22 protein-coding genes are annotated in these 25,901 nt (G+C 60.7%); 2 read left to right on the forward strand and 20 right to left on the reverse strand.

Annotated elements, in window-relative coordinates:
* Positions 1-5 precede the first annotated feature (5 nt).
* The 3 genes from cysC to msbA all read right to left on the reverse strand — a co-directional run bounded on the left by cysC (position 6) and on the right by msbA (position 3,293).
* On the reverse strand, positions 6-626 hold the full coding sequence (gene cysC, locus JFU48_RS04685; RefSeq protein WP_003221040.1) for an adenylyl-sulfate kinase: 621 nt from the start codon (positions 624-626) through the stop codon (positions 6-8).
* A complete protein-coding gene (locus tag JFU48_RS04690; protein WP_201135958.1) occupies positions 619-1,323 on the reverse strand; it encodes a sulfotransferase family 2 domain-containing protein in 705 nt (234 codons plus the stop codon). Before JFU48_RS04690 ends, cysC begins: the two co-directional genes overlap by 8 nt.
* A gap of 167 nt (positions 1,324-1,490) precedes the next feature.
* A complete protein-coding gene (msbA, locus tag JFU48_RS04695) occupies positions 1,491-3,293 on the reverse strand; it encodes a lipid A export permease/ATP-binding protein MsbA (RefSeq protein ID WP_201135959.1) in 1,803 nt (600 codons plus the stop codon).
* A gap of 154 nt (positions 3,294-3,447) precedes the next feature.
* Here msbA and JFU48_RS04700 point away from each other — a divergent pair, with 154 nt between their 5' ends.
* The gene (locus tag JFU48_RS04700; protein ID WP_201135960.1) at positions 3,448-5,316 is read left to right on the forward strand and encodes a bifunctional O-antigen ligase/aminoglycoside phosphotransferase family protein; all 1,869 of its coding nucleotides are present in this window, start codon (positions 3,448-3,450) and stop codon (positions 5,314-5,316) included.
* Positions 5,316-6,533, forward strand: coding sequence for an acyltransferase family protein (locus JFU48_RS04705; protein WP_003221033.1), 1,218 nt, complete (start codon positions 5,316-5,318; stop codon positions 6,531-6,533). Before JFU48_RS04700 ends, JFU48_RS04705 begins: the two co-directional genes overlap by 1 nt.
* A gap of 18 nt (positions 6,534-6,551) precedes the next feature.
* On the opposite strand, the gene JFU48_RS04710 is transcribed toward JFU48_RS04705, so the two are convergent.
* The 17 genes from JFU48_RS04710 to JFU48_RS30180 all read right to left on the reverse strand — a co-directional run bounded on the left by JFU48_RS04710 (position 6,552) and on the right by JFU48_RS30180 (position 25,818).
* Positions 6,552-7,436, reverse strand: coding sequence for a glycosyltransferase (locus JFU48_RS04710; protein WP_201137056.1), 885 nt, complete (start codon positions 7,434-7,436; stop codon positions 6,552-6,554).
* Between the two features lie 32 nt (positions 7,437-7,468).
* On the reverse strand, positions 7,469-8,623 hold the full coding sequence (locus JFU48_RS04715; RefSeq protein WP_139053520.1) for a glycosyltransferase family 4 protein: 1,155 nt from the start codon (positions 8,621-8,623) through the stop codon (positions 7,469-7,471).
* On the reverse strand, positions 8,620-10,056 hold the full coding sequence (locus JFU48_RS04720; RefSeq protein ID WP_201135961.1) for a PIG-L deacetylase family protein: 1,437 nt from the start codon (positions 10,054-10,056) through the stop codon (positions 8,620-8,622). The genes JFU48_RS04715 and JFU48_RS04720 overlap by 4 nt, the downstream gene beginning before the upstream one ends.
* 8 nt (positions 10,057-10,064) lie before the next feature.
* Positions 10,065-10,961: an antimicrobial resistance protein Mig-14 gene (locus JFU48_RS04725; RefSeq protein ID WP_201135962.1), complete on the reverse strand. Its 897-nt coding sequence runs from the start codon at positions 10,959-10,961 to the stop codon at positions 10,065-10,067.
* Positions 10,961-12,091: a glycosyltransferase gene (locus JFU48_RS04730; RefSeq protein WP_201135963.1), complete on the reverse strand. Its 1,131-nt coding sequence runs from the start codon at positions 12,089-12,091 to the stop codon at positions 10,961-10,963. Before JFU48_RS04730 ends, JFU48_RS04725 begins: the two co-directional genes overlap by 1 nt.
* The gene (locus JFU48_RS04735; RefSeq protein WP_003221021.1) at positions 12,075-13,832 is read right to left on the reverse strand and encodes a carbamoyltransferase family protein; all 1,758 of its coding nucleotides are present in this window, start codon (positions 13,830-13,832) and stop codon (positions 12,075-12,077) included. Before JFU48_RS04735 ends, JFU48_RS04730 begins: the two co-directional genes overlap by 17 nt.
* Before the next feature lie 225 nt (positions 13,833-14,057).
* Positions 14,058-14,912 (reverse strand): DUF3800 domain-containing protein, encoded by an 855-nt coding sequence (locus JFU48_RS04740; protein ID WP_201135964.1) that lies wholly within the window; start codon positions 14,910-14,912, stop codon positions 14,058-14,060.
* Positions 14,913-14,917: 5 nt separating this feature from the next.
* A complete protein-coding gene (locus tag JFU48_RS04745) occupies positions 14,918-15,253 on the reverse strand; it encodes a YceK/YidQ family lipoprotein (RefSeq protein ID WP_201135965.1) in 336 nt (111 codons plus the stop codon).
* Positions 15,254-15,466: 213 nt separating this feature from the next.
* Positions 15,467-16,918, reverse strand: a complete 1,452-nt coding sequence (locus JFU48_RS04750) for a lipopolysaccharide kinase InaA family protein (RefSeq protein ID WP_201135966.1) — start codon at positions 16,916-16,918, stop codon at positions 15,467-15,469.
* On the reverse strand, positions 16,918-17,670 hold the full coding sequence (locus JFU48_RS04755) for a lipopolysaccharide kinase InaA family protein (RefSeq protein ID WP_003221013.1): 753 nt from the start codon (positions 17,668-17,670) through the stop codon (positions 16,918-16,920). The genes JFU48_RS04750 and JFU48_RS04755 overlap by 1 nt, the downstream gene beginning before the upstream one ends.
* Positions 17,667-18,401, reverse strand: a complete 735-nt coding sequence (locus JFU48_RS04760) for a lipopolysaccharide kinase InaA family protein (RefSeq protein WP_201135967.1) — start codon at positions 18,399-18,401, stop codon at positions 17,667-17,669. The genes JFU48_RS04755 and JFU48_RS04760 overlap by 4 nt, the downstream gene beginning before the upstream one ends.
* The gene (gene rfaP, locus JFU48_RS04765; protein WP_201135968.1) at positions 18,401-19,207 is read right to left on the reverse strand and encodes a lipopolysaccharide core heptose(I) kinase RfaP; all 807 of its coding nucleotides are present in this window, start codon (positions 19,205-19,207) and stop codon (positions 18,401-18,403) included. Before rfaP ends, JFU48_RS04760 begins: the two co-directional genes overlap by 1 nt.
* Entirely contained in the window at positions 19,208-20,329 is a 1,122-nt protein-coding gene (locus JFU48_RS04770; RefSeq protein WP_201135969.1) for a glycosyltransferase family 4 protein, read from the reverse strand.
* Entirely contained in the window at positions 20,329-21,390 is a 1,062-nt protein-coding gene (gene waaC / locus JFU48_RS04775) for a lipopolysaccharide heptosyltransferase I (protein WP_103485549.1), read from the reverse strand. Before waaC ends, JFU48_RS04770 begins: the two co-directional genes overlap by 1 nt.
* A gap of 1 nt (position 21,391) precedes the next feature.
* On the reverse strand, positions 21,392-22,426 hold the full coding sequence (gene waaF / locus JFU48_RS04780) for a lipopolysaccharide heptosyltransferase II (RefSeq protein ID WP_103485550.1): 1,035 nt from the start codon (positions 22,424-22,426) through the stop codon (positions 21,392-21,394).
* A gap of 330 nt (positions 22,427-22,756) precedes the next feature.
* Positions 22,757-25,696 carry a bifunctional [glutamate--ammonia ligase]-adenylyl-L-tyrosine phosphorylase/[glutamate--ammonia-ligase] adenylyltransferase gene (glnE, locus tag JFU48_RS04785; protein WP_201135970.1) on the reverse strand — a complete coding sequence of 980 codons (2,940 nt, stop codon included), beginning with the start codon at positions 25,694-25,696 and terminating at the stop codon, positions 22,757-22,759.
* Entirely contained in the window at positions 25,693-25,818 is a 126-nt protein-coding gene (locus JFU48_RS30180; RefSeq protein WP_256198919.1) for a hypothetical protein, read from the reverse strand. Before JFU48_RS30180 ends, glnE begins: the two co-directional genes overlap by 4 nt.
* Positions 25,819-25,901 lie beyond the last annotated feature (83 nt).

Raw genomic sequence — 25,901 nt, forward strand, 5'->3', positions numbered from 1 at the left:
GCTATTTAATTTGCTTGTTTTTTGACCACAAGAGCAGCCAATTGCCGGCAGGCGGCGGATAACTCGATATCTTCGGTGTCGATTCGACACTCGGCGGCATCAGGGGCTTCGTAAGGGCTGTCGATCCCCGTGAAGTTCGAGATTCGCCCTTCGCGCGCGGCCCGGTACAGACCCTTCGGGTCGCGACGGGCACAGACGTCGAACGAAGTACTGACATGCACCTCGATAAAGTCCCCCTCGGCGAACAGTGCGCGTGCCGCTTCTCGCTCCGCGCGAAACGGCGAGATCGCCGCCACGATCACAACCAACCCGGCGTCGACCATCAAGCGCGCCACTTCTGCCATGCGGCGGATATTTTCCCGACGGCACGCATCACCCATCCCCAGATCCCGACACAAGCCGTTGCGCACGTTATCGCCGTCAAGCAAAAAGGTATGCAGCCCGAGCGGGTGCAAGGACAACTCCAGCGCATTGGCCAGCGTCGATTTTCCCGCACCGGACAAACCGGTCAGCCACAGGCAAAGGGGCCTTTGGCCCTTGAGCATGGCGCGAGCCTGGTTGGAGAGCGCCAGGCCATAGGGACTGATGGCCGAAGCCGACAGCGATGCATGCAATGCTTCATTCATAACCGAGCAACTCATAGTCACGCTGATAAGCCCGTCGAACCAGTCGCCGGGTCCGTAGAGAACAGAAGTCCCGGGCAGGCGTCGACTGACGCTGCCGGGAACAGTTGACGCGGGACAGTTGCCCGCCAATCCCCAATCGCTCGCAGACCAGTTGAAAGTCCCGCTCCAGGTGCTCCTGATAACCGACGAAATCCAGTGCCAGACGGCCCAGCGAATCAGTCAGGAAGTCCGTCTGTGCGGCGAAGTGCAATTGGCGGGTGATTGTTTCGGGATGTAGCCAGCGTGCAACAAAATCATCGAAATCCCGGTACTGCCTGACCAGTTGCTGTGCCTGCTGATCACGCCTGCCCAACTCGTTCCCGCGCAAAAAAGCGTAGGCCGAATAGGCGCGCTCCAGCGGATCTCGAACAAACGCGAATTTGAACGCAGCGGCAAACTGCTCGGGGAATTGCTCTTCGTACCAATACAACGGCAGGTGTCCTGGCCGCCAGCCATCGAACATGGCTTCGCAGACACTGCTGCCAGCACATTTGGGGACATGGATAAACAGGCAGGAACGTTGCTCGAAAGCCTTTGGAAAAGTCAGGTTGGCCGACATCGACTTGTTTACCACTTGCCGATCGACCACCGACAAACGCGCGAGCAGAAAGGACCGTTGCGACTTGGGCAGCAGTTTCCACAAAAAGCGTTGGAGCATGAAAGTACCCGCGCGACGGGGATAGCCCCCTCGATGGAAGTCAAAGTTCGTTGAGGAACCTTAACAAGCGCGGTGCCCGGATTTATTCCGGTTTGGTCAAGAAGAGTAAAGTTCTGGATACATATGACTGAGGGAGCGAATCCGCCCCCTCAGGGCAAGGCCAGGAATCAGGCGATGTCTTCGGCCGGGGCATCGAGGCCCATGGCGTTGAGGCGCGCGTAGTAGCCGTTTTGCGCCAGCAACTGTTCATGGGTGCCGCGCTCGACGATGCGGCCCTGATCCATGACCAGAATCAGGTCGGCCTTCTCGATGGTCGACAGACGGTGGGCAATCACCAGTGTGGTGCGCCCCTTCATGACCTGATCCAGCGCAGCCTGAATGTGCCGTTCGGATTCAGTGTCGAGCGCCGAGGTGGCCTCGTCGAGAATCAGCACCGGTGCGTTCTTGAGCAGCGCACGGGCAATCGCCAGACGTTGACGCTGACCGCCGGAGAGCAGCACGCCGTTCTCGCCGACCTGGGTGTCGAGGCCTTCAGGCAACTGCGAGATGAAGTCCATCGCGTAGGCATCACGCGCAGCCTTCTCGATGTCCTCACGCGGCGCACCGGCCAGATCGCCATAGGCAATGTTGTTGGCCACGGTGTCGCTGAACAGGGTCACGTGCTGGGTCACCTGAGCGATATGCCGCCGCAGATTGAGCAACTTGTACTGCTCGATTTCCACACCATCGATCAGGATTTCGCCCTTGTCGTGGTGATAGAAGCGCGGAATCAGGTTGGCCAGCGTCGACTTGCCGCTGCCCGAACGACCGACCAGCGCCACCATCTGCCCTGGCTGGACCGAGAAGCTGATGTCGTCGAGCACCTGACGTTCGGTGCCAGGATAGGTGAAGCTCAGATTGCGCACATCCAGGCGACCGGTGACCGAGTCGCGCTCGACAGTACCGGTATCGACTTCCGGCTCGACATCCAGTTGCTCGAAGATGCTCTCGGCACCGGCCACGCCTTTCTGGATGGTCGAGCTGACTTCGGACAATTGACGAATCGGCTTGGGCAACAGGCCCGCGAGGGTAATGTAGGCAACCATGTCACCGGCCGAAGCATCGCCGCGCAGATACAGCACGAGGAACATCAACACGGCCATCGCGGTGTAGATCACCAGTTGCAGCATCGGCGTGTAGATGGCGCCGGTGCGGGTCATGCGCAATTGCTTGTCGGTGTTGCTCTGGCTGGCCTTGAGGAAGCGTTTTTCCTCGTAGACTTCGCCGCCGAAGCTGCGGACCACACGATAACCCTGGATGGTTTCCGAGGCCACGTGCGTGACGTCACCCATCGCCAGCTGGATTTTCTTGCTCTGCTTGCGGAATTTCTTGCTCGCAGTGCGCACCATCAGGGCGATCAGCGGCAGGATCGCCACCATCACCAGGGTCAGTTTCCAGTTCATGAACAGCAGCGAGGCAAACAGGAAGATCACCGTCATGCCTTCACGGATTACGACCTTGATCGCATCTGTTGCCGCCCCCGTGACCATGGTCACGTTGAAGGTAATGCGCGAAATCAGGTGGCCGGAGTTATGCTTGTCGAAATAGCGGTTCGGCAGCACCAGCAGATTGTTGAACAACTGCACGCGCAGATCGTGAACCAAGCCAAGAGAAACCTTGGCCAGAAAATAGTTGCCCAGATAAGATCCCAGACCCTGCCACGCCGCGATCAGAATGATCAGCAGCGGCACGGCCTGCAGCAGTTGCAGGTCACGCAGGTAAGGCACGCTTGGAAACAGTACCGCTTCAGGATTGGACAGACCGTCAACGAAATACTTGAGGATGTAGCCGAGCATCGGCTGGGTCGAAGCGAAAATCAGAAAACCGACGATGCTGATCAGAAACAGACTGATGTACGGCCGGACGTAGCCGAGCAGGCGGAAGTAGATTTTCAAGCTCGAAGGGCTTGCGGCGGGACTGGAGTCGGTCATATCACGCGAAAGTCGATAAAAAGGACGCTGACTTTAGCACAGCTTCTCAAGGGTTCTGGCAATCGGCGAAAGGCTGCTATTGTTAGTCATCTTTTTCAGCATCAAATAGCCATCACTCGAATGGTCGATCAACTTCAGGATTGAATCTCACAGCATGCAACTTCGCGGCTTCAGCACTACGTCCAATCGAGTTTTCGATTTCATTAGCCTGTGGATACTTCCCGCCGGTTACTTTCTGCTCTTGTGCGCGCTGTTTTTCCTGCCGGGACGAAGTCTGCATCACAAGCTTTTCTACGGGTTGTTCAGCATCCCGACATTAATAGCACTGTGCCTGCGTCCGCGCGAACTCAAGGAGTTGCTGCAAGAACCCATCATTGTTGCGCTTCTGTTGTTCATAGCCTGGGCCTTGTTGAGCCTTTGCTGGGGACCACACAACGAGCCGGTCGGTGGCATGCTCAAACCACCGCTGCATACCTTTTTACTGTTCGCCGGGTGTTACCTGCTGGTGCGTTACCGTGGCGATATACTCGCGCCGCTGATGTTTGCCGCGGCCCTGGTGGCCCTGATCGCCACGACTGGCTTTCTGTTCAAGTTCGCCCGCAGCTATGAACCGGGCATGCGCCTGATTGGCGGTGGCGCGTTCGACAATCCGCTGCTCAGTTCACACCTGTTCGGTTTTTTCAGCGCTTACTGGCTGAGCGTGACCATGACCTGCAAACGCCGCCGGATGATGTGGCTCAGCGTGCCAGCGATGGCGATCATGTTCATGGCGGTCATCGGCACCGGCTCAAGGACTCCGCTGGTGGCACTGACCATGGCGGCTCTGTGGCTGTGCTTCATCTGCTGGAACCGGCGCTCGCTGGGCCTGCTGATTGCTCTGGCACTCAGCGGCGTGGCAGTGGTCAGTCTGTTCTCGAAAATGATCATGGAACGTGGCGATTCGTACCGGCTGGAAATCTGGCAGAAGGTTCTGCACATGATTGCCGAACATCCATGGATCGGCCATAGCTACAGCGCTGACTTCAGTGTCGACCCTGGCATCGGCATCAACTTTCAAGAGCCACACAGTTTCGTCCTGGGTGTTCTTTATTACGTCGGCATTTTCGGCTTGCTGCCCTGGTTGTTCTTCCTCCTCTGGGGACTGGCGAGCAGTTGGCGTCAGCGGGTACAACCGCTGCTGATCGTAGCGTCGACCCTGTTGATATTCGGCATCGGTGCCGGGCTGACGGAAGGCGGCGGGATCATCTCGCGACCGAAGGAGCACTGGTTCCTGCTGTGGATCCCGCTGGCACTGATCGCTGCCCTGAGCATCAATCAGCGCGCACGGCGCCTGCTGACGATGCCCGTGCAAAAAATGTCGATGACTGACCTCCAGCGCCTGAGCGTCGACGCTCTGGTGATCGAGGAGGACGGCCTGGGCCCTAAAGTCCTGCGCCTGAGCGATGGCAGCTTTCTCAAGCTGTTCCGTCGCCGCCGCTGGTACACCTCCGGCAGCTTCAATCCGTACTCCGAACGCTTTGCCGTCAACAGCGAACAGTTGCGTCAGATGGGCATCCCCACTCCGCAGGTACTCAATCTGTATCGCCTCGACGACGGCAGCAGCGCCGTGCATTACGCGCCATTGCCAGGACACACCCTGCGCCAGGTGCTGCAGAGCATCACCGCGCCAGCGGTGCGTCAGGCCCTGGTGGAGCGCTTTGGCAAGTTCATGGCGCAACTGCACGAGAAGGGCGTGTACTTTCGTTCTCTGCACCTGGGCAATGTGCTGGTGCTGGAGGACGGAGAATTCGGCCTGATTGATCTGGCCGATCTGCGGGTCTACCCTACGCCGCTCAGTGTTTCACTGCGTCAGCGCAATTTGCGCCACATGCAGCGCTACACCGTCGACAAGCGCTGGCTGTTCGAAGACCACTTCGATGCGCTGCTTCAGGGGTACGCCACGATGGCGTCCAAATCCGCTGTTGATAATCTGCACAGGCAAGTGCTTGCCGGCAACGCTGATGCTCCGGCCCGGGTTCACTGATGAACGTAACCAATCCACTCATTGCGCTGGCCGCCTATCTGCTGGCCATCGTATCGGCCGCACTGTTGCTGCGCGCCGTTCCGAAGATCAGCCGCCACCTGCAGCACTCGGGCGAAAGCCGCTACGCGAGTATCGATGGACTGCGTGGCTATCTGGCGTTTGGTGTATTCGTGCACCACTCGATCATTACCTGGATTTTCCTGCGCACCGGGGTGTTCGACTTTCCGCCGAGCAACTTCTACTCGATGCTGGGTCAGGGCAGCGTCGCGCTGTTTTTCATGATCACCGGGTTCCTGTTCTGGAGCCGCCTGCTGGCTCAGGGGCGACAGCACGACTGGCAGGCGTTCGCGATCTCGCGGGTGTTCCGCTTGTACCCGCTGTACCTGCCACTGATGCTGATCGTATTCGTCACGGTGTTTTATCTGCAGAACTGGCAACTCAAGGAACCCGTCACCGAACTGCTCCAGCAGACTCTGGGATGGCTGACCTTCGACCGACCGAATATCAACCAGTATCCGCACTCCGGCATGCTGATATCCAATGTCACGTGGACGCTGGCCTACGAAGTGTTCTTCTACCTGGCGTTGCCGCTGGCGGCACTGGTCTTCATCTATCGTGGCAGCTGGCTGCAAGTGCTGCTGTGCCTGATCGGCATTTACGCGCTTTATCAGGTGGTCGGTTGGGAGCACTCGCTGAAGAAGCACTTTCTGGCGAGCTTCCTTGGCGGCATTGCGGCAGCGTATTGGGTGCGCCGACCACAGCTGGTGGCCTGGAGCCGCACCCGTTTGGCGAGCGTCATCGCCCTGCTGGCGCTGGTGATCGCCTTCACCGCGTTCAGCCGTGCGTTCAAGACCGCCCCGTTGTTCTTGCTGTCACTGTTCTTCGTGATCGTGGCGTCCGGCAATAATCTGTTCGGTGCACTGAAACCACGCAGCATCCGCTGGCTGGGTGAAATCAGCTACAGCACCTATCTACTGCACGGCTTCGTGCTTTGGCTGTTGGTGCAACGCCTGCCGCTGATGTTGCATGTGGATGCCCGCGAAGCCTGGGTCTATCTGCCGCTGCTCGCCGTCTGCACCTGCCTGCTGATTCTCATCAGCAGCACCACATTCCTCTACATCGAAATGCCGGGGATGGCCGCCGGCAAGAAACTTGTGCAGTGGTTGCGTCAGCGTCAGAAGGGTGACAAGGCTCTGGCCGAGAAAGCCGCTCGCTGAACACGAACGGCTAGCGGCTCAGTCTTTTTCGAGGGGTGAAAACAGCAATCGCCCCAGCCCCCGCCAGGTCTTCTTGTTCCACGCCTTGAACGGAATCTGCGCCAGCAGCTCGCGCGCCAGCTTGCGGTCGCGGTTGGCGGTCTTGAGGAACATCGAGTTCAGCGACTTGTAGCGCACTTCGTCGTACAGCGGATGATCACTGAACAACGCGTACGTGCGCAGGATGTTCTCGATCATGAAGCGGTGGTTCTTGTACGAGTTGGTGGCGTGCTTGCGGTAGCGCGCCATCACCACGTTCAGGCCGTCGATGAAGTAACCGGCGCGGGTCACCTTCAGCTCGATGTACAGGTCTTCAAGACGAATCGTCGGATCGAACCCACCCACCTTGTCCAGCGCTTCGCGGCGGATCATCAGGGTCGGTGCCGGTGGATACGGCTTGCGCTCAAGAAACATGTCATCGAAATCGAGGCGCCGGAACGGCACATCACGGCGCTGGCGTTTTTCCGGGTAGAGGCTGCCATCGGCATGCATCAGTTCGATGTTGCCGGCGCAGATGCCGACCTCGGGTTTGCCATCCATGTACGCGACCTGGGTGGCGATACGCTCCGGGTACATGATGTCGTCGGAGCCGAATGGCACGATCAGGCTGCCCTTCGAACGGGCGATGGCGCCGTTGAGGGTGTTGGTCAGGCCCTGATTCTGCTGCACGCGAAAATCGAAGCCGTACTGCGCCTGCAACGCGTTGATCCGCTCGACGCTGTCATCCTTCGAGCCGTCATCAACCACCAGCAACTCGATGTTCTTGTAGCTCTGGTTGAGGACGCTGAGGATGCTTTCCTCGATGTACGGACCATGGTTGTACGAGGCGATGATCACGGTGACGAGAGCGTTGGCTTCGCTCATGGCTCTTTCTTCGCTCAAGGCTTTCTCTACGCTCACGGCTGTTCCTTGCGGGCCTGTTCGAGGCCAGAGTCGATCAGGTCCAGGTATTCCTGACGGAACACCTCGATGTCGTGTTGTTCCTGCAGATAGCGGTAGGCCTGCTCGCCCTTGGCCTTGAGTTCGTCGTCCGACAGCGCGAGATAGTTATCCAGCGCGGCGACCAGACTCGGTACGTCCTTGGGCGTGATCGCCAGACCACCGGCACCTTCGATCAGCGGCAACATCGCCGGCACGTTCGAGGCAATCACCGGCAGGTGCCCGCTCATGCCCTCAAGCAACGCCAGGCCCAGACCTTCAGCCAGCGACGGCATGGTCCAGATGTCGAACGCACGCACGTATTGCAGCGCGTTTTCCTTGAAGCCCAGCAGGTGTGCTCGACCGCTCAGACCCAGTTGCTCGATCTCGGCCGCCAGCGGCGCTTGCAGGCGTCCGGCACCGATGATTGCCAGTTGAGTGTTCGGGTATTTGTCCTTCAGTGCGGCAAAGGCCTGCAACAGATAGGTGTGCCCCTTGACCGACACCAGCCGCCCCAATGCGCCGATCAATCGGACATTCGGGTCGAGGCCCAACAACTCGCGAGCTTTTTCGCGGCTGTGTTGCAAGCCCTCGGCCTGCTCGATATCAATCGCGTTGGTAATGGCGTAAGTGTTCTGGTCGGTGAAGCCGCAGTCGCAATCGAGCAGGTACTGTTTGACCGCCGGCGACACACCGACGAAGCGCCAGTGCCGATCGATCAGGCGCTGGGTCTGCCGACGCCGGTAGAAGCGATCGTATTCGCCGAAACCGTGGGAGATGCCAATGCACAGCGGCACCTTCAACCAGCGGTTGAGCGCGAGCATCATGTTCACCGGTTTGAAGCGATTGCAGATCACCACGTCGAACTTTTCCCGGCGACAGAACTTGTACAACTGCCACATCGCCCGCAGGCGCATGCCTTTGAGCGACTTGTCGGAAAACTCGAAGTACACCGAATGGTCGGCGCGGCTCACCGGCTCGCCCGGCCCCGGTTTGCCGCGCAGGAAAGCGGCGGTGATCTCATAGCGCTCGCTCGGCAATGCCTTGACGATCTGCTCGGCAAGGTCGGCAAAGTCATGGGCTTTGACGTTGTAGTCGGGTTGCAGCTGCAACACCTTGAACCGTTGACTCATGACTCTCCCCGCTGGACGCCTGTCTCACCGTGCTTCAGTAGCCAGAACAACTCCTGGCGCCTGACGGCTTTTCGAAAAAATTCGTTTTCGCCGTATACCGACGAGGCCCGACCGGCCAACACGCGCTGGATCACCCGGCGCAGGCGACGCTTGAACGGTGCCGGCGGCTGCAAGTCATGCATCATGCCCAGCGCCATGGCCTTGTCGCGTTGCAACTCGATGGATAGCGGCAGGCACAGCGGTTGCATCGGCACTGCCGAATCGAAGGCCGGCGGCAAAGCGATGCCCTGCCCGGTGCTGCCCATCGGCCAACGGTCGTTGTCATGCAGATGGTTGGCGTAGCCGAGCAACGTCGGCTGCCAGTCGAGACCGTGCAGCGCCTGCAACACCGCTTGCTGGGCGCAGAGGTGATCGGGATGCGGATCGAGGGTCGGATGCGGCAGCACGATCACCTCCGGACGTGCGCGCAGCAACAATTCACGCAGGTCGGCCAGCAGGTTGTTCCAGGTCGGCGCGCCATCGGCATCGCCGGGCAAGGTGAACGGATTCAAATGGCGAAACAGTCGCGTGTCGCTCAAGTCCGCTTCGCGCGAAGCCACCACCTGATTCGGTGCGGCCTGCATCGCTGCCAGTTGCAGACAGAAATAACCGAGCTGCACGCAATGTTCCTGCGGTACCCCGGCCCAACGCGGTACGGCGAGGCTGTCCCAGGCGCGCAACCGGCCCTTGAGCCGTGCCGCCTCGACCTTGCTCATGCCCATCTGTTGATAGTGTTCGGCTTCGATCTCGCCAGCGGTCAGGGTGACGATCCAGGCTTCGTCGGCCTGGCTGTACAAGCCATAAGCCGCCAGTTCGGCATCGTCGGCGTGCGGGGCAATCACCATCACCCGCTGACGGCGGTAATCCGGTTGCTCCAGCGCCCACAGCACCGGCTCGCCATAGACCCGGCAGAAGCGCCCGCGCAAGCGCAACTGACCTTGCGCCAAGGCTTGGGCCTGACCGCTGAGGTTCAGGTAACGCAGGCCATTGACCCCGCGCTCGAAGGTTTGTGCATCAGGATTCGTCCCGCCGAGGAGTTCGACGCGTGGATCGAGAAAACGTCCCAGCCAAGTGCTTTTGACCTTTATCGCGAGGATCAACGTCGCGTCGTCGACCAGCATCACGCCCTCGTCCAGACGCAATTGCTCGCCGCTCAAATGCACCTTCGGCTGCGGTGTGAACGGCGGAAAGCTGTACTGGTAATCGTCTTTCGGCGAATAGAACAGGTGATCGGCAAACCACGCTTCATGGGCGACCCAGCCAACCACTGCAAGCACCAACGGCAACCACCACGCCACCAGCACCCCGAGCACGATCAACACGATCAGCGCGATCAACAGCGTGATGCGTTTATTGCGACGATGACGCTTGAGCAGTTGCTGTTTACGGCTCATGGGCTGACTCATACGGTGAACACCGGCACAGGATTGCACCAGCGATCCTTGTATTCACGGTCGGCGCGACCGAAGGAGAACCGCAGTGGCTTGTCCAGTGCCCGCGCATGCTCCCAGGCGCTTTGCGTATTGAGAAAGCTCAACACGCTGCCGGGGCTGAATTCACGGGTCTCGGGGTCAACGCCGCCGTTGATGTACTCGACGCTGATCCACTCCGGCGCTTCGACGCGGTACACCAGTTGAATGGCGATCGGTGCATCGTTGAGGAAAATCACCGAGCCAATCAGCAGTTCGCGCAGCAACTCGATGACTTCGGCCATGCGCGCCGCGCCGGTGGCCGGGAAGCCCCAGCGACGCTGGAACAGATCACAGTAGATCGCCGCCAGTTCGGCGCTGGAGAACTCGCCGACCGGACGCACCACACCACCCGCCTCTTCCAGCAGGCGCAGTTCGCGGCGCTGGTTGTAGCGAAACTTCTTCGACAGTTCTTCGGGGGTGCGGGCCATGGCCAGTTGCTCGGTCTGCAACTTCATGCCGCTGAAACGGCTTTCGTTGAGCGCCGACAGATAGCGTGCGCGATGGCGCAACGGCGCCTGGGCATCGGCGGCGGCCGGCAGGATCAGCTCGGCATTGCCGAGGTCGAACAGGCCTTTCTTGCCGTTACGCTTGAGCACGTCTTTGGACAGCGCCAGATCGCGGCCCCAGGTCGGGATCGCCGCTTTGACGTCACCGCCCTGCTCCCAGGCCAGATAGCGCACCGGGATGCCGGCCAGATCGGCCAGACGCTCGACCACCATAGGATGCGTCGCTACGCTGCCGCCAAAACGCTGCCAGGCGGTGGCATAGGTGGAGGCGTCAACGGGCGACCAGCCACGTTCGCGCCAGCCTTGAAATCGGTTGAGCATCAGCCCCTCGGTGCCAGATCGGTAACTTGCGGCAGACGCCAGAAGGTGTCGCGCACCGCACGGTCGGAGAAACGCTCACGCAGGCGATCGAGCATCAGCTCGGCACACTGCCGGCGCTGCTGATCATCCATACCGGCCAAATGTTGCAGGCCTTGTGCAAGGTGCTCGGCATCGCCCAGCGGGAACAGAATGCCCACACCTTCGACCACTTCCTTCGCCCCGCCACACGCAGTGGCGAGCAGCGGTACGCCGGCGGCCATGGCCTCCAGCAGCACCATGCCGAACGGTTCGTGATCGGAGCTCAGCGCAAACACATCGAAGGCACGGAAGTAATTGCGCGCGTCCGGCACCTGACCGAGAAACAGCACGCGATCACCGATACCCAGCTCGCGGGCCAGTTCCTTGAGGTCCTGTTCCAGACGACCCTTGCCGAGAATCACCAGTTGACTGTTGCCCGGCAGACCGGGCAACGCCGCGGCAAAACCGTGCAGCAGCGTGGCCTGATCCTTGTCCGGGTGCAGCCGCCCGACGTTGCCGACAATGAACGCATCCGCCGCCAGACCCAGGGTTTCGCGCGCTTCGCGGGCCGACACCTGACTGGCCTGCAAGGCTTGCACATCGATGCGGTTGTACAGGGTCTGAATGCGAGTGGACGGCCATTTCGGCAGGCAACGACGCATGTCGTCGCGCACCGCATCGGACACGCCGAGCAGGCTCAGGCGCTTGCGGAAAATGTGCGCGAACAGCTTGCGCGTGCCGCGTTTGTAATCGTCAAACGCGTGGTGCACGCCAATCACCGGCAGCGAAGTGCCGAGCAAGGCGATATAGATCGGCTTGAAGCGATGGGCGATGCAGAAACTGAAATTGCGTGAAGCGGCGATCTTGCGCAGATCGCCGATGGCGCCCAGCTTCAGGCCACGAATGGCCTTGGAGCTGTATTCCATGAACAACACTTCATCGGAAGCACACGCGGCGGCCACCTCGCTATCGGCGGCCCCGGTCAGAAAGACCGTGGTCACCCGATAACCGGTGCCCGCGAACAGGCTGGCGTACTGCCGTGCGCAGTCGAGGAACGGCCCGTCATAGCCGTGACAGAACTGCAGCACATGGCGTTCAGCCGAGCGTGTCATAAGCGTTTGCGCCCTCTTTGACCACCAGAATATCTTCCATGATCAGATACTGTAGATCCGAACCGAAGAACATGTTCAGGGCGTCGGTCGGCGAGCAGATCATCGGTTCACCGCGACGGTTCAGCGAGGTGTTCAGCGACACGCCGTTGCCGGTGAGGTTTTCCAGCGCCTTCATCATGTCGTAGTAGCGCGGATTGTATTCGCGCTTCAGCACCTGGGCACGGGAAGTGCCGTCTTCGTGAACGACTTCCGGCACGCGGGTCTTCCACTCTTCCGCCACTTCGAAGGTGAAGGTCATGAACGGCGCCGGGTGATCGATCTTGATCATCTGTGGCGCAACGGTGTCGAGCATCGACGGGCAGAAAGGCCTCCAGCGCTCGCGGAACTTGATCTGGTGGTTGATGCGGTCAGCCACACCGGCCACGCTCGGGCAACCGATGATCGAACGACCACCGAGCGCACGCGGGCCGAACTCCATGCGGCCCTGGAACCAGGCCACCGGGTTGCCATCGACCATGATTTTGGCGATCTGCTCCGGCATGTTGTCGAGCTTGCGCCAGGTCGGCTTGTTCTCGTGACGGGCGCACGCGGCGATCACGTCTTCGTTGCTGTACGACGGGCCGAGGTAGACGTGTTCCATCTTCTCGACCGGCACGCCTCGGGCGTGAGACACATAGGCCGCTGCGCCCACCGCGGTGCCGGCATCGCCGGACGCCGGTTGCACGAACAGTTCCTTGATGTCATCGCGGGCGATGATTTTCTGGTTCAGCTTGACGTTCAGCGCACAGCCACCAGCGAAAGCCAGTTTGCCGGTTTCCTTGAGCACGTCGCCCAGGTAGTAGTCGATCATCTGCAACGCCAGTTTCTCGAACAGCGCTTGCATGCTCGCGGCGTAGTGGATGTACGGCTCGTCGGCGATGTCGCCTTCGCGCTTCGGACCCAGCCACTCGATCAGCTTCGGCGAGAAGTAGAAGCCCTTGCCCTTCTCCTTGTAGCGACGCAGGCCGATCACGTTAGCGTAGTCGGTGTTGATCACCAGCTCGCCGTTCTCGAACGAGGCCAGGCGCGAGAAGTCGTATTTGCTGGCGTCGCCGTACGGCGCCATGCCCATGACCTTGAACTCGCCGTCGAGCATCTCGAAACCGAGGAACTCGGTGATCGCGCCGTACAGGCCGCCGAGGGAGTCCGGATCAAAGAATTCCTTGATCTTGTGGATCTTGCCGTTTTCGCCGTAACCGAAGAAGGTCGTGGCGTACTCGCCCTTGCCGTCGATGCCGAGGATCGCGGTTTTCTCTTTGAAACCCGAGCAGTGGTAGGCGCTGGAAGCGTGAGCCAGGTGATGCTCGACCGGCTCGATCTTGATCTTCTTCGGATCAAAACCCAGCTGCTCCAGGCACCAGACGATCTTGTTGCGATAGCGCTTGTAGCGACGGTTGCCCATCAGGATCGCATCGAGGGCGCGATCCGGCGCGTACCAGTAGCGCTTGGCGTAGTGCCAGCGGGCCTTGCCGAACAGGCTGATCGGGGCGAACGGAATTGCCACCACGTCAACGTCGGACGGCTTGATACCGGCCTGTTCCAGGCAGAACTTCGCCGATTCGTAGGGCATGCGGTTCTTTGCATGCTTATCGCGGACGAAGCGCTCTTCTTCAGCCGCCGCCACCAGCTTGCCGTCGATGTACAAGGCGGCTGAAGGGTCATGGCTAAGGGCGCCGGACAGGCCAAGAATCGTCAATGCCACAGGGTCTAGCCTCTTTAGTCTGCATTCAGGCGCGATGCGCCTTGAAAATTGATGTGCCCTCGCACCGGGCGAGAGACAGCTAAAGGGCGGGATTATAGCGTAAAAGCGCCGACAAGCCTCTAGCGGAACTGGCCGGCCTTTGCGTTGACACTCCCGAGCCTCTCAACATAGACTTCCGTGCAAATGGGCTGGGGGATCCCGGTCGGCGCTAATGCCTCGGTGAGATCACCGGGGCTTTTCGCTTTCTGGGGGAGGGAAAACCTTCAACCCCCAGTTCTCGAAACCTTTCCCAACTTTATTCCGCCCACCGCTGCAATAGAACTTGCGCCTGAGCACATCAAACGCGCGATTTTCCTGACCCGCCCTCAAAACACTCATGCCGATGGGCCTTGCAACAAGATCAGCCAGCTGCAATCCGGTGGAATTGACTTGTTTTGTGGCGAAGACGATGTCAAACGGCAGTTGAACCCCCAGTCGGTTAGACCCGCCACAAACCCTGCGAAACTCCAACTCAAGCTCGTTATCCTCCCGCTTGCCTCGCCGCTCGAAAATCACATGCGTTAACACCTTATGTTGATGCTTTTCCTGCAAAAACTCATGCAGCGTTTCCAGACAAAAACCGAGAGCCAAGTGGTAGGGGTTGTCAGCAGATGCCTGCTTTTCACGCAGCAAGACCTTGTCGATGACGCAACTGATAAGGACGAAATTGATGGCCTCGACAATGCCGGTCAATTCGTCGAGAAAGGCATGCTTGTGCACTCTCGAAGTGAACAGGCTGGAGAACGCTCCTTTTTCTTTTCGAATCTCGAGCTCATGCAGCACGATCAGATCGTGCCCCATATGGTTGAACTTGAATTTCTGGACAGCCGGAATGACCTTTTCGCAGTAATGCCTTTTGTGAAAGACGCAAAAAGCAAGCACGAATATCGGGTAATAGGGATCCAGCTTCTGCATGCCTTGATCACCGCTTTCATCAACATAGACGATGTAGTCGCTGTATCTCCCGGACGGATACAAGAGCGCTGCCGCTTCAAGAATCGTTTGCGACTCACGCTGGTTTTCAAAAAGAGAAAACTGCAAAACATTTACCCGCGATCCGATCGCCAATAGATGCCGATATTGCCATCCACGACCTGTTGATAAATCGTATACGGCAACACCACCGTATCCAGCACCCCGGACAACGGTAGGTCCAGCAGCACGAACGGCACCAGGACGCCGGAGGGGTCAGGGGGCGCGTGGAGTACGCAGAAGTCGAACGCCAGACCGCTGTAGATTCGCGGAATCGATTGGCAGTAGGTTTTCTGTTTGCGCATGTCGCGGGCGACGTCGGCGTCCATTTGCATTACCGAGGCGGCGGTACCGCAGCCGGATAAAAGCCATGCGCAGGTGCTCAGTGTTAAGGCGTTTTTGATGGTCAAGGTTTGCCCTCCGAAGTGGTCAGGGCAAGCTAGCATCGGGGCTGGAGCGGGCACAGTTCATGGCTTCCGGAGAAGCTGTAGGACAAGTCAGTGGAGTTTGTCCGTCATTGCTCAAGGGCAGTTTTTTGAGGTTTTAAAGCCTTATCGCGAGCAGGCTCACTCCTACAAGGGAATGCATTTCCATGTGGGAGTGAGCTTGCTGGCGAAGGCGGCTCAGGCCGCGCTGGAGATTTCTTTGGGCAACCGCTGATCGATCACCCGATACAACGCGCTGCTCTCGGGCCAGTTGCGCATGAACCGCGCCCGATCCCGCGCATAGGCCGGCGCGAAACTGCTGGCAGAGGTGTGCTGACACATTGAGTCCAGATCGATCAACGCCCAGCGATCCTCCTGCCAGAACAGGTTATGCCCCTTGAAGTCGCCATGACTGATGCGTTCGGCGATCAACCGTGCGAACAGTTGATCCAGGGCCTGCAACTCGGACTCCGGCGCCGCACCGCTTTCAACATACGGCGCGAAGCGCTCGATGATGTCCGGGCCCGGCAAAAACTCGGTAACCAGATAGGCGCGGCTACGCAGCCACAAAAAGCGCTTTTCCAGCACCGCCAGCGGTTTCGGCGTAGCAATACCAAGGAACGCCAGGCGATTGCCTTCGCGCCATGAATGCCAGGCGCGGCTCGGGCGCCAGAAACGCTTGAGCCAGTGCGCAAAGCCCTTGACGTTGTAGCGCTTGATCACCAGCGTGCGCCCGGCCACTTCGACCTTGCCGACGCTTGCCGCTCCACCGGTCTTGTACAGATGCCCCTGATCGAGCAACGCATCGGCCTGATCCAGCACCGGCAGCATCGCCGCCTCTTCCTCGCGACGGATTGCCCGCAAGCCAAACGCTCCGCGCTGCACACTGAACAGCGTGCACTCGCGGCCGACCTTGATCAGGTAATCCTTCAGGCGCCAGGCGCGCACCTTGGCGATCTGTTTCTGCAGGGCCTCCAGCGGCAACGCATGCTCGCTATTGCTCAGCAGGTAATACACCAGCAATTCTTCGGTGAACGGCTCCAGTGACTTGGGCAACTGGGCGAAAAACACCCCGAGGTTTTCCAGCACTTTCTGCCGCGACAACGGCTGGCCCGCGGTCTCGGCGCAGATCCCGGCGCCATCGATCAGGTACAGCTGACTGCCATGGCGCAGCAGGTTGTCCAGGTGCAGGTCTTCCTGCCACAGGCCTTTGCCATGCAGTTGACCGATAGCGCCCAGCGCTTCGGCCAGAACCGCCGATTGCTCGTCCGCCAGCAGCGGCAGTGATTCGACTTGCTGCCAGGCATCACCGAGGCTTACGGCGCCTTCGAGGAATTCGAACAGCAGCCAGCCGCCCTCGCCGTCCTTCAGCCCATCGGCCAGCAGCAGCGGCGTGGTCAGGCCCTGTTCGGCGAGCAACTTGACGCCCGCCAACTCGCGCTGAAAATGCCGCGCAGCCTTGCTGCCCACCAGCAATTTGGCCAGCACCGGCCGGCCGCGCCACACCCCGGCACCGACATAGCGCTGCCCGGGCAAAACCCGCAGCAGGCTCAGCAACTGCAAATCTGCAGGACCGGCGGCATCGGCCAGCGTGATCGTCAGCGGCAGACTCGGCGTGCGCCCGGCATTTTTCAGTTCGGACAACTGCATCAACGGGCCTCCTTGCGACTGCGCCGCGCGGTCAGTCGCGAAACCCAGCTGTCGACCAGCGAACTGTCCAGCGGCTGATCGAGATACGCCGCGAGCAACTCGCGCAGTTGCGCCTCGCTCCATTCAGGTGCACGACGCAGCAGCGGCTCCAGATCCTTGACCCGATCACGCATGCCGAACAGCAGTGGTCGGGTCTTTTCCAGGTCGATCAACTGCGCCCGGTAGGCGTCGCCATCAGCCTGCAAAAAAATGTGTTTTGGATAAAAGCAGCCGTGCACCTGACGCACGCCGTGCAGGCGGCGCGCCAGTTGTCCGCAAGCCTTGAGAATCGCTGATTGCTGCACGCTGGTCAGTTCCGACCAGCGTTGCAATAACGAGTCGAGATCGTCCCAGCCATCGAGGGCACGGGTCAGCAGGATTGCTTGAACATCGCCCTTGACCTTGCGCTCACCGAAGAACGCCGCTTGCAGCGCCGGAATCCCCAGCTTGTTGTAGCGGCTGATATTGCGGAACTCGCGGGCGAAACTCGGCTCGCCGAACGGCGCGTGCAAGGTGCGGGTCAGGTAGTTGCTCTGGCGCTTGAGGTAGTAAGCCTGCCCTTCCAGCTCCAGACGAAACACGCTGCTCCAGCCACCGCCATCGGTGTTGGGTTCGTCCACGGCTTCGAGCTGTTTGGCCCAGAGCGCGTCGAAAGTGCCGAGGCCATGACGCTCAAGCAGCGCCCGGTCTTCAGCGGCCAGGAAATCAGTCATTCACGTCCCTCGAAAAATCTCACCACGTGGCGAATCCGTTTCTTGTCGGCAGCATTGAGCCGATCACGTCCGCGGTATTGCAGGTAGAAGCGCAGGCGCTGGGTGTTCGACAGGTGATATTTAGCCACCTTGTCGAGACAGGCCAGATCCTTGGTGATCCGGTATTTAAGCCAGAAGCCGCGCCAGAAATCGCCGTTCGGGCAGTCGATCAGAAACACCTGTTCCTGATCGTCAATCAGCAGGTTGCGCCACTTCAGGTCGTTGTGGGTAAAACGGTGATCGTGCATGGTCCGGGTGTAACCGGCCAGTTGCCGGCTGATGCCATCCACCCACAGGCGATCCTTGAGTTTCGGATCGTTGCGCTCGGCCAGCGCCGAGAGGTCTTCGGTGTGCGGCAGCTCGCGGGTGATCATCGCGCCACGGGCATAGGCCGCGCCACGTCGTTCCAGGCCCCAGGCCACCACTTCAGCGGTGGGAATGCCCCACTTGGCGAAACGCTTGAGGTTCTGCCACTCCATCTTCACCCGTGGCTTGCCCAGGTAACGGCGCAAGCCTTTGCCGGCGCCGACGTAGCGTTTGACGTAGTAGTTGACGCCGTTGCGCTGCACGCGAATGACTTCGGACAGCGGATCACGGGTCAGGCGCTCGCCCTGCAGGGCAAACACCGCTTCGAGGCTGCCGAAATCTTCGGCCAGTTCGCTGTATTGCGGCTCAAGCGTCCAACCCGCCATCAGAGCGCATCCCCGTAACGCTGTTTGCGCGCATAGAGCTTGTTGGCCTTGCCTTCGAGCCAGCTCAGCAACGGCGCTTCTTCCGCCAGGATCTGCCGCAGCGGTTGCTGGAAGTAGCCTTTGAGGAAGCGCAGCTTGTCACGACGGGTCAGGCCGATGTCCAGTGCCGAAAAATACAGCGCCGCCAGATCCTTGTTGCGCCAGCGCTGAGTAATTCTGGGGCGGGTCTGGGCGCGGTGCAGGTCGATCACCGAGAGTTTGAAAGCGTCCGGGGTAACCGGTTTATCGGTGTGCAGCAGGAAGTGGCAGATGTAGCAGTCGCGGTGGTTGACCCCGGCGCGGTGCATCATGCCGGTCATGCGCGCGACTTCAGCAATCAGCGCGCGCTTGAGTTTCGGCTGCGGCGGCTGCTTGACCCAATCGATGCTGAAGTCTTCGAGGCTGATGGTCGGCGCCAGTTCTTCGGTGACGATGAACGAATGCTGATCCGCCGGGTTGCTGCCCTTCTCGCCGTAAGCCACAGCGGTCATGGTTGGCACGCCGACTTCCTGCAGACGCTGGATCGCCTGCCACTCCTGACCCGCGCCGAGCACCGGCAGCTTGGCGGTCAGCAGGTTCTTGAAGATCTCGCCCCAGCCGATGCCTCGGTGGATCTTGACGAAAAATCCGTTGCCGTCGACTTCCGTGCGCAGCGTGCGGCGAGCTTCCAGCTCGCGGTAGACCTCGCCCTGCAAGCCTTCGACTTCGGCGAACGGGTCGCGCCCGGCCCAAAGGCTCTTGAACGGTTCAGCCAGCATCAACTTCATTTAAGCGTGCTCCGCCAGAATCACATCGGCCGCGTGCTGCGGCATGCTGTAGAGGTCGGCCGTCTCGGCGAAGGCCAGACCATTGCGGCTCCAGGCCGCGCGTGCAGAGGCGTCACCCAACATCTCAGTCAGGTATTGCGTCAGTTGCGCCTGATCGAACGGCTCGTCCAGTACTCGCCCGGCATCTGCCTCGGCAATGTAATGGGCGTAACCGCAAACCGCGCTGACCAGCACCGGCAAACCGGCGACCAGCGCTTCGAGCAGCACCGTACCGGTGTTTTCGTTGTACGCCGGGTGGATCAACAGGTCGGCGCCGAGCAGGAACCGCGGAATATCGCTGCGGCCCTTGAGGAACGTCACGTTGTCGCCCAGGCCCAAAGTGGCACTCTGCATCTGGAACAATTTGGGGTCATCCTGGCCGATTACAAACAGCCGGGTGCGCTTCTTCAGCTCGGCGGGCAGTGCGGCCAGCGCCTTGAGGCTGCGATCGACACCCTTGGTCTTGAACCCGGAGCCGATCTGCACCAGCAGCAATTCGTCGTCCGTGAGGTTGAATTCGGCGCGGAAACCGGCGCGAATCTCGTCGGCATCCGCCGGCCGACGACGATCCTGGGCGATGCCCGGCGGCAGCAGGTGGAAGCGTTCAAGCGGCGTGCTGTAGTGCTTGATGAACAGCGGCTGCTGCACTTCGGAAATCATCAACACTTCGGTTTTCGCATCTTTGGCGAACACCGCGCGCTCGTACTCGGCGAAGTGCCGGTAGCGGCCCCAACGGCGGTACAGCGAATGGCGCAGGTTCTGCGCCTTGTCTTCGAAGCAGCCGTCGGCGGCGTAGTAGACGTCCAGCCCCGGCATCTTGTTGAAGCCGATCAGGCGGTCCACCGGACGCTTGGCCAGATCCGCCTCCATCCACGCGCTGAGTTTCTCGTTGCGCCGATGGTTGAAGAACGCCTTGACCGGCGCCACCAGCACTTCGAAACCGGGCGGCACGTCGCCTTCCCAGATCAGCGTGTAGACACGAATCTGGTGGCCGCGCTTCTGGCATTCGAGGGCGATGCGCATGAAGTCGCGCTGCAGGCCACCGAACGGGAAATATTTGTACAGGACAAAAGCCAATTGCATCAGCGCAGCTCCTCAGCCATTAACAACGTGCTCAGTCGGCTGGCGACACGCTCGGGATTCAGACGCGTGAAGCACAGGGGCTGCTCGCGTTTCAGGTCAAACTGACGGGCATCCTGCGCGGTCGGTTGATATGTACATTTCTTTTGCAGGCAAGGGGCGCAGGGGAAATCACTGGCCATGTGAATCTGCACCTTGCCGTAAGCGCCGGTCAGGCCCGGATTGGTCGGGCCGAACAGCGAAATCGTTGGCACATCCAGCGCGGCTGCGAGGTGACCGAGACCGGTGTCCACCGCCACGCAGGCCTGGGCGCCGGCCAGCACTTTGCCGACCCCGGCCAGATTCAGCTTCGGCAACACTTCGGCGTGCTTGAAGCCAGCGGCGATGCGCTCGGCGCGGGCCTTCTCCAGCGGGTTGCCCCACGGCAGTTTGACCCCGACGCCCAGATAGCCAACGCGTTCGGTCAGCTCGCGCCAGTAGGCTTCCGGCCAGTGCTTGGTGTCCCACGTGGTGCCGTGGAGGAACACCACGAAGGCGCTCTTGCGCGGCAATTCCACCAGCCGCTCGACGTTGAGGCCGTAATCGCCCAGACCTTTGGGCAGGTCATAACCGAGGGCGATAGCGAACAACTGGCGCACCCGCTCAACGGCATGCTGCCCACGGGCCACCGCCAGTTTGCGGTCGTAGAAACGTGCGGCGATCGGCTCGCGCGCCGAGCCTTTGTCGAGGCCGGCCACCGGGGCTTTGACGTAGCGCGTCAGCCAGGCGCTTTTCAGCAGACCCTGAGCGTCGATCACCAGATCGTATTTATGGGCGCGCACGCTTTGCTTGAAGCGCTTCCACTCGCCGCTCTTGATCGTCTGCCAGAGGTTCTTGCGCCAGCGGCGGATCGCCACCGGAATCACTTTGCCGACGGCCGGGTGCCAGGTAGGGATCTCGGCGAAGCCCTCTTCCACCACCCAGTCGAACTTGATCCCGGGAATGGCCCGGGCTGCGTCGGTCAGCGCCGGCAACGCGTGAATCACGTCGCCCAGCGATGAAGTCTTGATCAGCAATACCCGCAACTTAATGAACCTCGACCACAGTGCCCTGCAATTTCTGCAAGGCATCGTTGACCGCGTCCGGCATCAGCTGGCGCAGGCAGTTGTAATGGCCGAAACGGCAGGTGCGGTCGAAACACGGGCTGCAATCGAGACCCAGCCGAACGATTTCGACGTGCTCGGCCAGCGGAGGGGTGAAACCCGGCGACGTCGAGCCGTAGACCGCCACCAGCGGACGGTTCAGTGCTGCCGCAACGTGCATCAGGCCGGAGTCGTTGGACACCACCGAATCGGCGCAGGACAGCAGGTCAATGGCCTCGGCCAGCGAGGTACCGCCGCTGAGGTTGACCGATTCTTCACGCAGCCCGGGAATCAGCCGTGCGCGGATGTCCTCGCCCACCGCGTGGTCGTTTTTCGAGCCGAACAGCCACACCTGCCAGCCTTCGCGAATCCGCGCTTCGGCGACCTTGGCGTAATGCTCGGACGGCCAGCGCTTGGATTCGCCGAACTCGGCGCCGGGGCACAGGGCCAACACCGGGCGGTCGAGGGTCAGGCCGAATTTGGCCAGCGCCGCTTCGCGGGTCACCGGATCGATTTGCAGGCTCGGACGCGGATAAGGTTTCGGCAGCTCGGCGTTCGGCTCGTAAGCCAGGGCCATGAAGCGCTCGATCATCAGCGGATAACGTTCTTTATCCAGCGTGCGCACGTCATTGAGCAGGCCGTAGCGGAACTCGCCGCGCCAGCCAGTGCGCTGCTTGATGCCGGCGAAAAACGGCACCAGCGCCGATTTGAGCGAGTTCGGCAGCAGGATCGCCTGATCGTACTGACCGGCCAGGGACTTGCCGATCCGCCGACGCGTGGCCAATTCCAGCACGCCATGGCCGAGCGGAAAGCTCAAGGCCTTGCGCACTTCGGGCATGCGCTCAAGGATCGGCCGGCTCCACTCGGGGGCCAGCACGTCGATTTCGCATTGCGGGTGGCGCTGCTTGAGACACTGAAACAGTGTCTGCGCCATCACCATGTCACCGACCCAACTGGGCCCAACGATCAGAATATTCATGTGGTTTCCATAAACGAACCGGGGAGGCATTTACGCCTCCCCGCCTCGAGAATTCTACAAACACTGTAGATCTGCTGTGGGAGCGGGCTTGCTCGCGAAAGGGTCTTCACATCCAACATTATTGTCGTCTGATACTCCGCTATCGCGAGCAGGCTCGCTCCCACAGGGTTTCGCATCCGGCCCTGCATCTGCCATTAAACGCAGATCCACTGTGGGAGCGGGCTTGCTCGCGAAGGGGCCGTCACATCCTGCATCGGTGGTGACTGACACTGCGCTTTCGCGAGCAAGCCCGCTCCCACAGGGGCCATCAGGTGTTTCAAATATCCGGTTTCAGCTTAGCCCCAACTCTTTCCAGATCCGCAATACCTGCCGGCGCTCCTCGACAAACTGGTCGCCTGCAATCACCCCGGCGTCCTTCTGCAAGGCCTGTCGGTGTGCGGCGGAGCGGTAGGCTTTATAGGCCTCACGCAGCAGGCTGGCATCTTCGGCAGGCATCAGCCCTTCGTGTTCCAGCTCTTCCAGAATGCGGATGTTATCGGTCCAGCGCAGCAATGGCGGGTGGCTGTGCGACCACGCCAGGGCCGCGTATTGCACCATAAATTCAATATCGACGATACCTCCGGCGTCCTGCTTGAGGTCGAACGGCGCTGTGGCCTCGAAGGCATTTGCTGCCGTGCCGGCCGCCGTGCTCTTGCTGCCGAGGTTATCGCGCATCTTGGCGCGCATCTCGCTGACTTCCTGCTGCAGCTTCGCCAGATCCCGCGCCTTGCCCAAAACCTGCGCGCGGACTTTCTCGAAGGCCTGACCGACATCCTGACTGCCGACCAGCACCCGCGCCCGCACCAGCGCCTGATGTTCCCAGGTCCAGGCTTCATTTTCCTGATAGCGCGCGAAAGCACCGAGCGAACTGACCAACAGCCCCGACGCGCCGGACGGCCGCAAACGCATGTCCACTTCATACAGCTGACCGGAGTTGGTCTGCGCCGTCAGCAAGTGAATGATCCGCTGCCCCAGCCGGGTGAAGAACTGCGCGCCATCGATGGGCTTCGGCCCATCGGTTTCCGCCTGCGGATCGCCGTCATGGATGAACACCAGATCCAGATCCGAACCATGCCCCAGTTCCAGCCCGCCGACTTTCCCGTAACCGACAATGATGAAGCCGGGATCACACAGGGTGCCATCAGTGCGCAGCGGCGTGCCGTACTTGGCAACCGTCTGACGCCAGGCCAGCGCCAGCACTTGCTCAAGAATCGCCTCGGCCAGCCAGGTCAGGTAATCGCTGACTTTCATCAACGGCAGACTGCCGGCGATTTCCGAGGCAGCGACGCGCAAGCGGTGCGCCAGTTTGAAGTGACGCAGGGCTTCCATCTGCTGTTCGAGGTCGTCTTCGGGAATCCGCGTCAGGCGTTCGCGCAACTCGGCAGCCAGTTCCGGCGCCAGGGGCGGCTTGAACAGCCGGCCTTCGTTGAGCAATTCGTCGAGCAGCAGCGGGAAACGGGTGATCTGTTCGGCGATCCACGGGCTGGCCGCGCACAGCGTCAGCAAGCGTCGCAGGGCACCGGGGTTTTCCGTGAGCAACACCAGATAGGCCGAACGTCGGGCGACCGCTTCGACCAGCGGCAGCACCCGCTCCAGCACCAGATCCGGGTTGTCATGCTCCACCGCCTGGGCCAGCAGGCGCGGGATAAACGCATCAAGACGCTCGCGACCCAGCCGCTGCATCGCGCGCAATTGCGGACTGCCACGCAGGCTCGCCAGCGCTTTCAGGGCCTTGGTCGCATCGGCGAAACCGCCCTCTTCGAGCTGCCGGCAAGCGGCCTCTTCATCCTGCGCCTCTTCCCACAGCGGCAACCACTCACCGCCGACCACCACTTCGCAGTCGGCGCCCTCTTCTTCATCGGGATCGGCGATCACCTGCGCAAAGTGCCAGGCCACGCGACCGCGCCAGAACATCAGTTTTTCGTGGAAAGCTGCCCAATCGGCAAAACCGAGCATGAACGCGATACGCGCCTGATCCTGAGCGCCGTCCGGCAACATCTGGGTCTGGCGGTCGGCAATCGCCTGGATCGCGTGCTCGGTGTAACGCAGGAATTCGTAACCTTCGCGCAGCTCATTGATCACCGCCGGCGGCAGATAGCCCTGCCCTTCCAGCGTGCTCAGCACCTTTAATAGAGGACGCTGTTGCAGGCTCAGGTCGCGCCCGCCGTGGATCAACTGGAAGGCCTGGGCGATGAACTCGACTTCGCGGATACCGCCGGAGCCGAGCTTGATGTTGTCGGCCATGCCCTTGCGCCGCACTTCCTGCTGGATCAGCTGCTTCATGGTGCGCAGCGCTTCGATCGCCGAGAAATCCAGATAACGCCGGTAGACGAACGGCCGCAGCATATCGAGCAACTGCGCGCCGGCCGTCTGATCGCCGGCCACCACCCGCGCCTTGATCATCGCGTAGCGTTCCCAGTCGCGGCCCTGATCCTGGTAATACTGCTCCAGCGCATTGAAGCTCAGCACCAGCGCGCCGGACGAGCCGTAAGGGCGCAGGCGCATGTCGACGCGGAACACGAAACCGTCGACGGTCATCGGGTCGAGGGCCTTGATCAGGCGCTGGCCGAGACGAATGAAGAATTCCTGATTATCCAGCGCGCGTTTCACGCCGACGGTTTCGCCGCCCTCGGGGTAGGCGAAGATCAGGTCGATGTCCGACGACAGGTTCAGCTCGACAGCGCCGAGCTTGCCCATGCCGAGGATGACCATCTGCTGCGGCAGACCGCTGCGCCGACCGGTCGGCGTACCGAACTGCTGGCAATGGCGGCTGTACAGCCATTGGTAGGCTTGATCGATGGTGGCGTCGGCCATGTCCGACAGGTCGCGGCAGGTCTGTACCAGATCAGCCTGGCGGTTCAGGTCACGCCAGATGATCCGCACTTGATGGCGGGCACGCTGGCGACGCAGGACGCGTCCGAGTTCGTCTTCGCTTTGCGCGGTGTTCACAGCGGCAGCAATCTGCGCACACAATTCCCCCGGCGCGAACGGCCGGTCGAGTTCGCCGGACTGCACCAGCGACAGCAACATCAAAGGGTCACGAACGCTCTGTTCAATGACGAAATCACTGGCGGCACTGACGCGGGCGAATTGCGCCCAGCGTTCCGGCGTCCAGTTGGAGAAGCCGTGATCGTCTTCCAGCGCGGCGACGGCCGTACGGAACGACTGCTCGGATCGAGTGACCAACGGCAGGAGAATGGCGGGCAGTTCGGCAAGCACGGGCAGGGTCATGGTCTATCCTTGATCGGCGTGTAAATGGCCGCTTGTAGTGTTTGATGAAAACCCGCTACGCGAAGGACTGTCGAACAAAAGTTAGAAATAGCTGAAATTTCTTCTTCTTTGGCATCCAGCATCAAACTTTCACCTTTTTCGGATGGTAATCGACCAACCTTAACGATTATTCTCACAACGCAGTCGGAGGCCACAAGCCTTTCCT

The organism is Pseudomonas sp. TH49, from assembly GCF_016650625.1.
GTDB classification, from domain to species: domain Bacteria; phylum Pseudomonadota; class Gammaproteobacteria; order Pseudomonadales; family Pseudomonadaceae; genus Aquipseudomonas; species Aquipseudomonas fluorescens_H.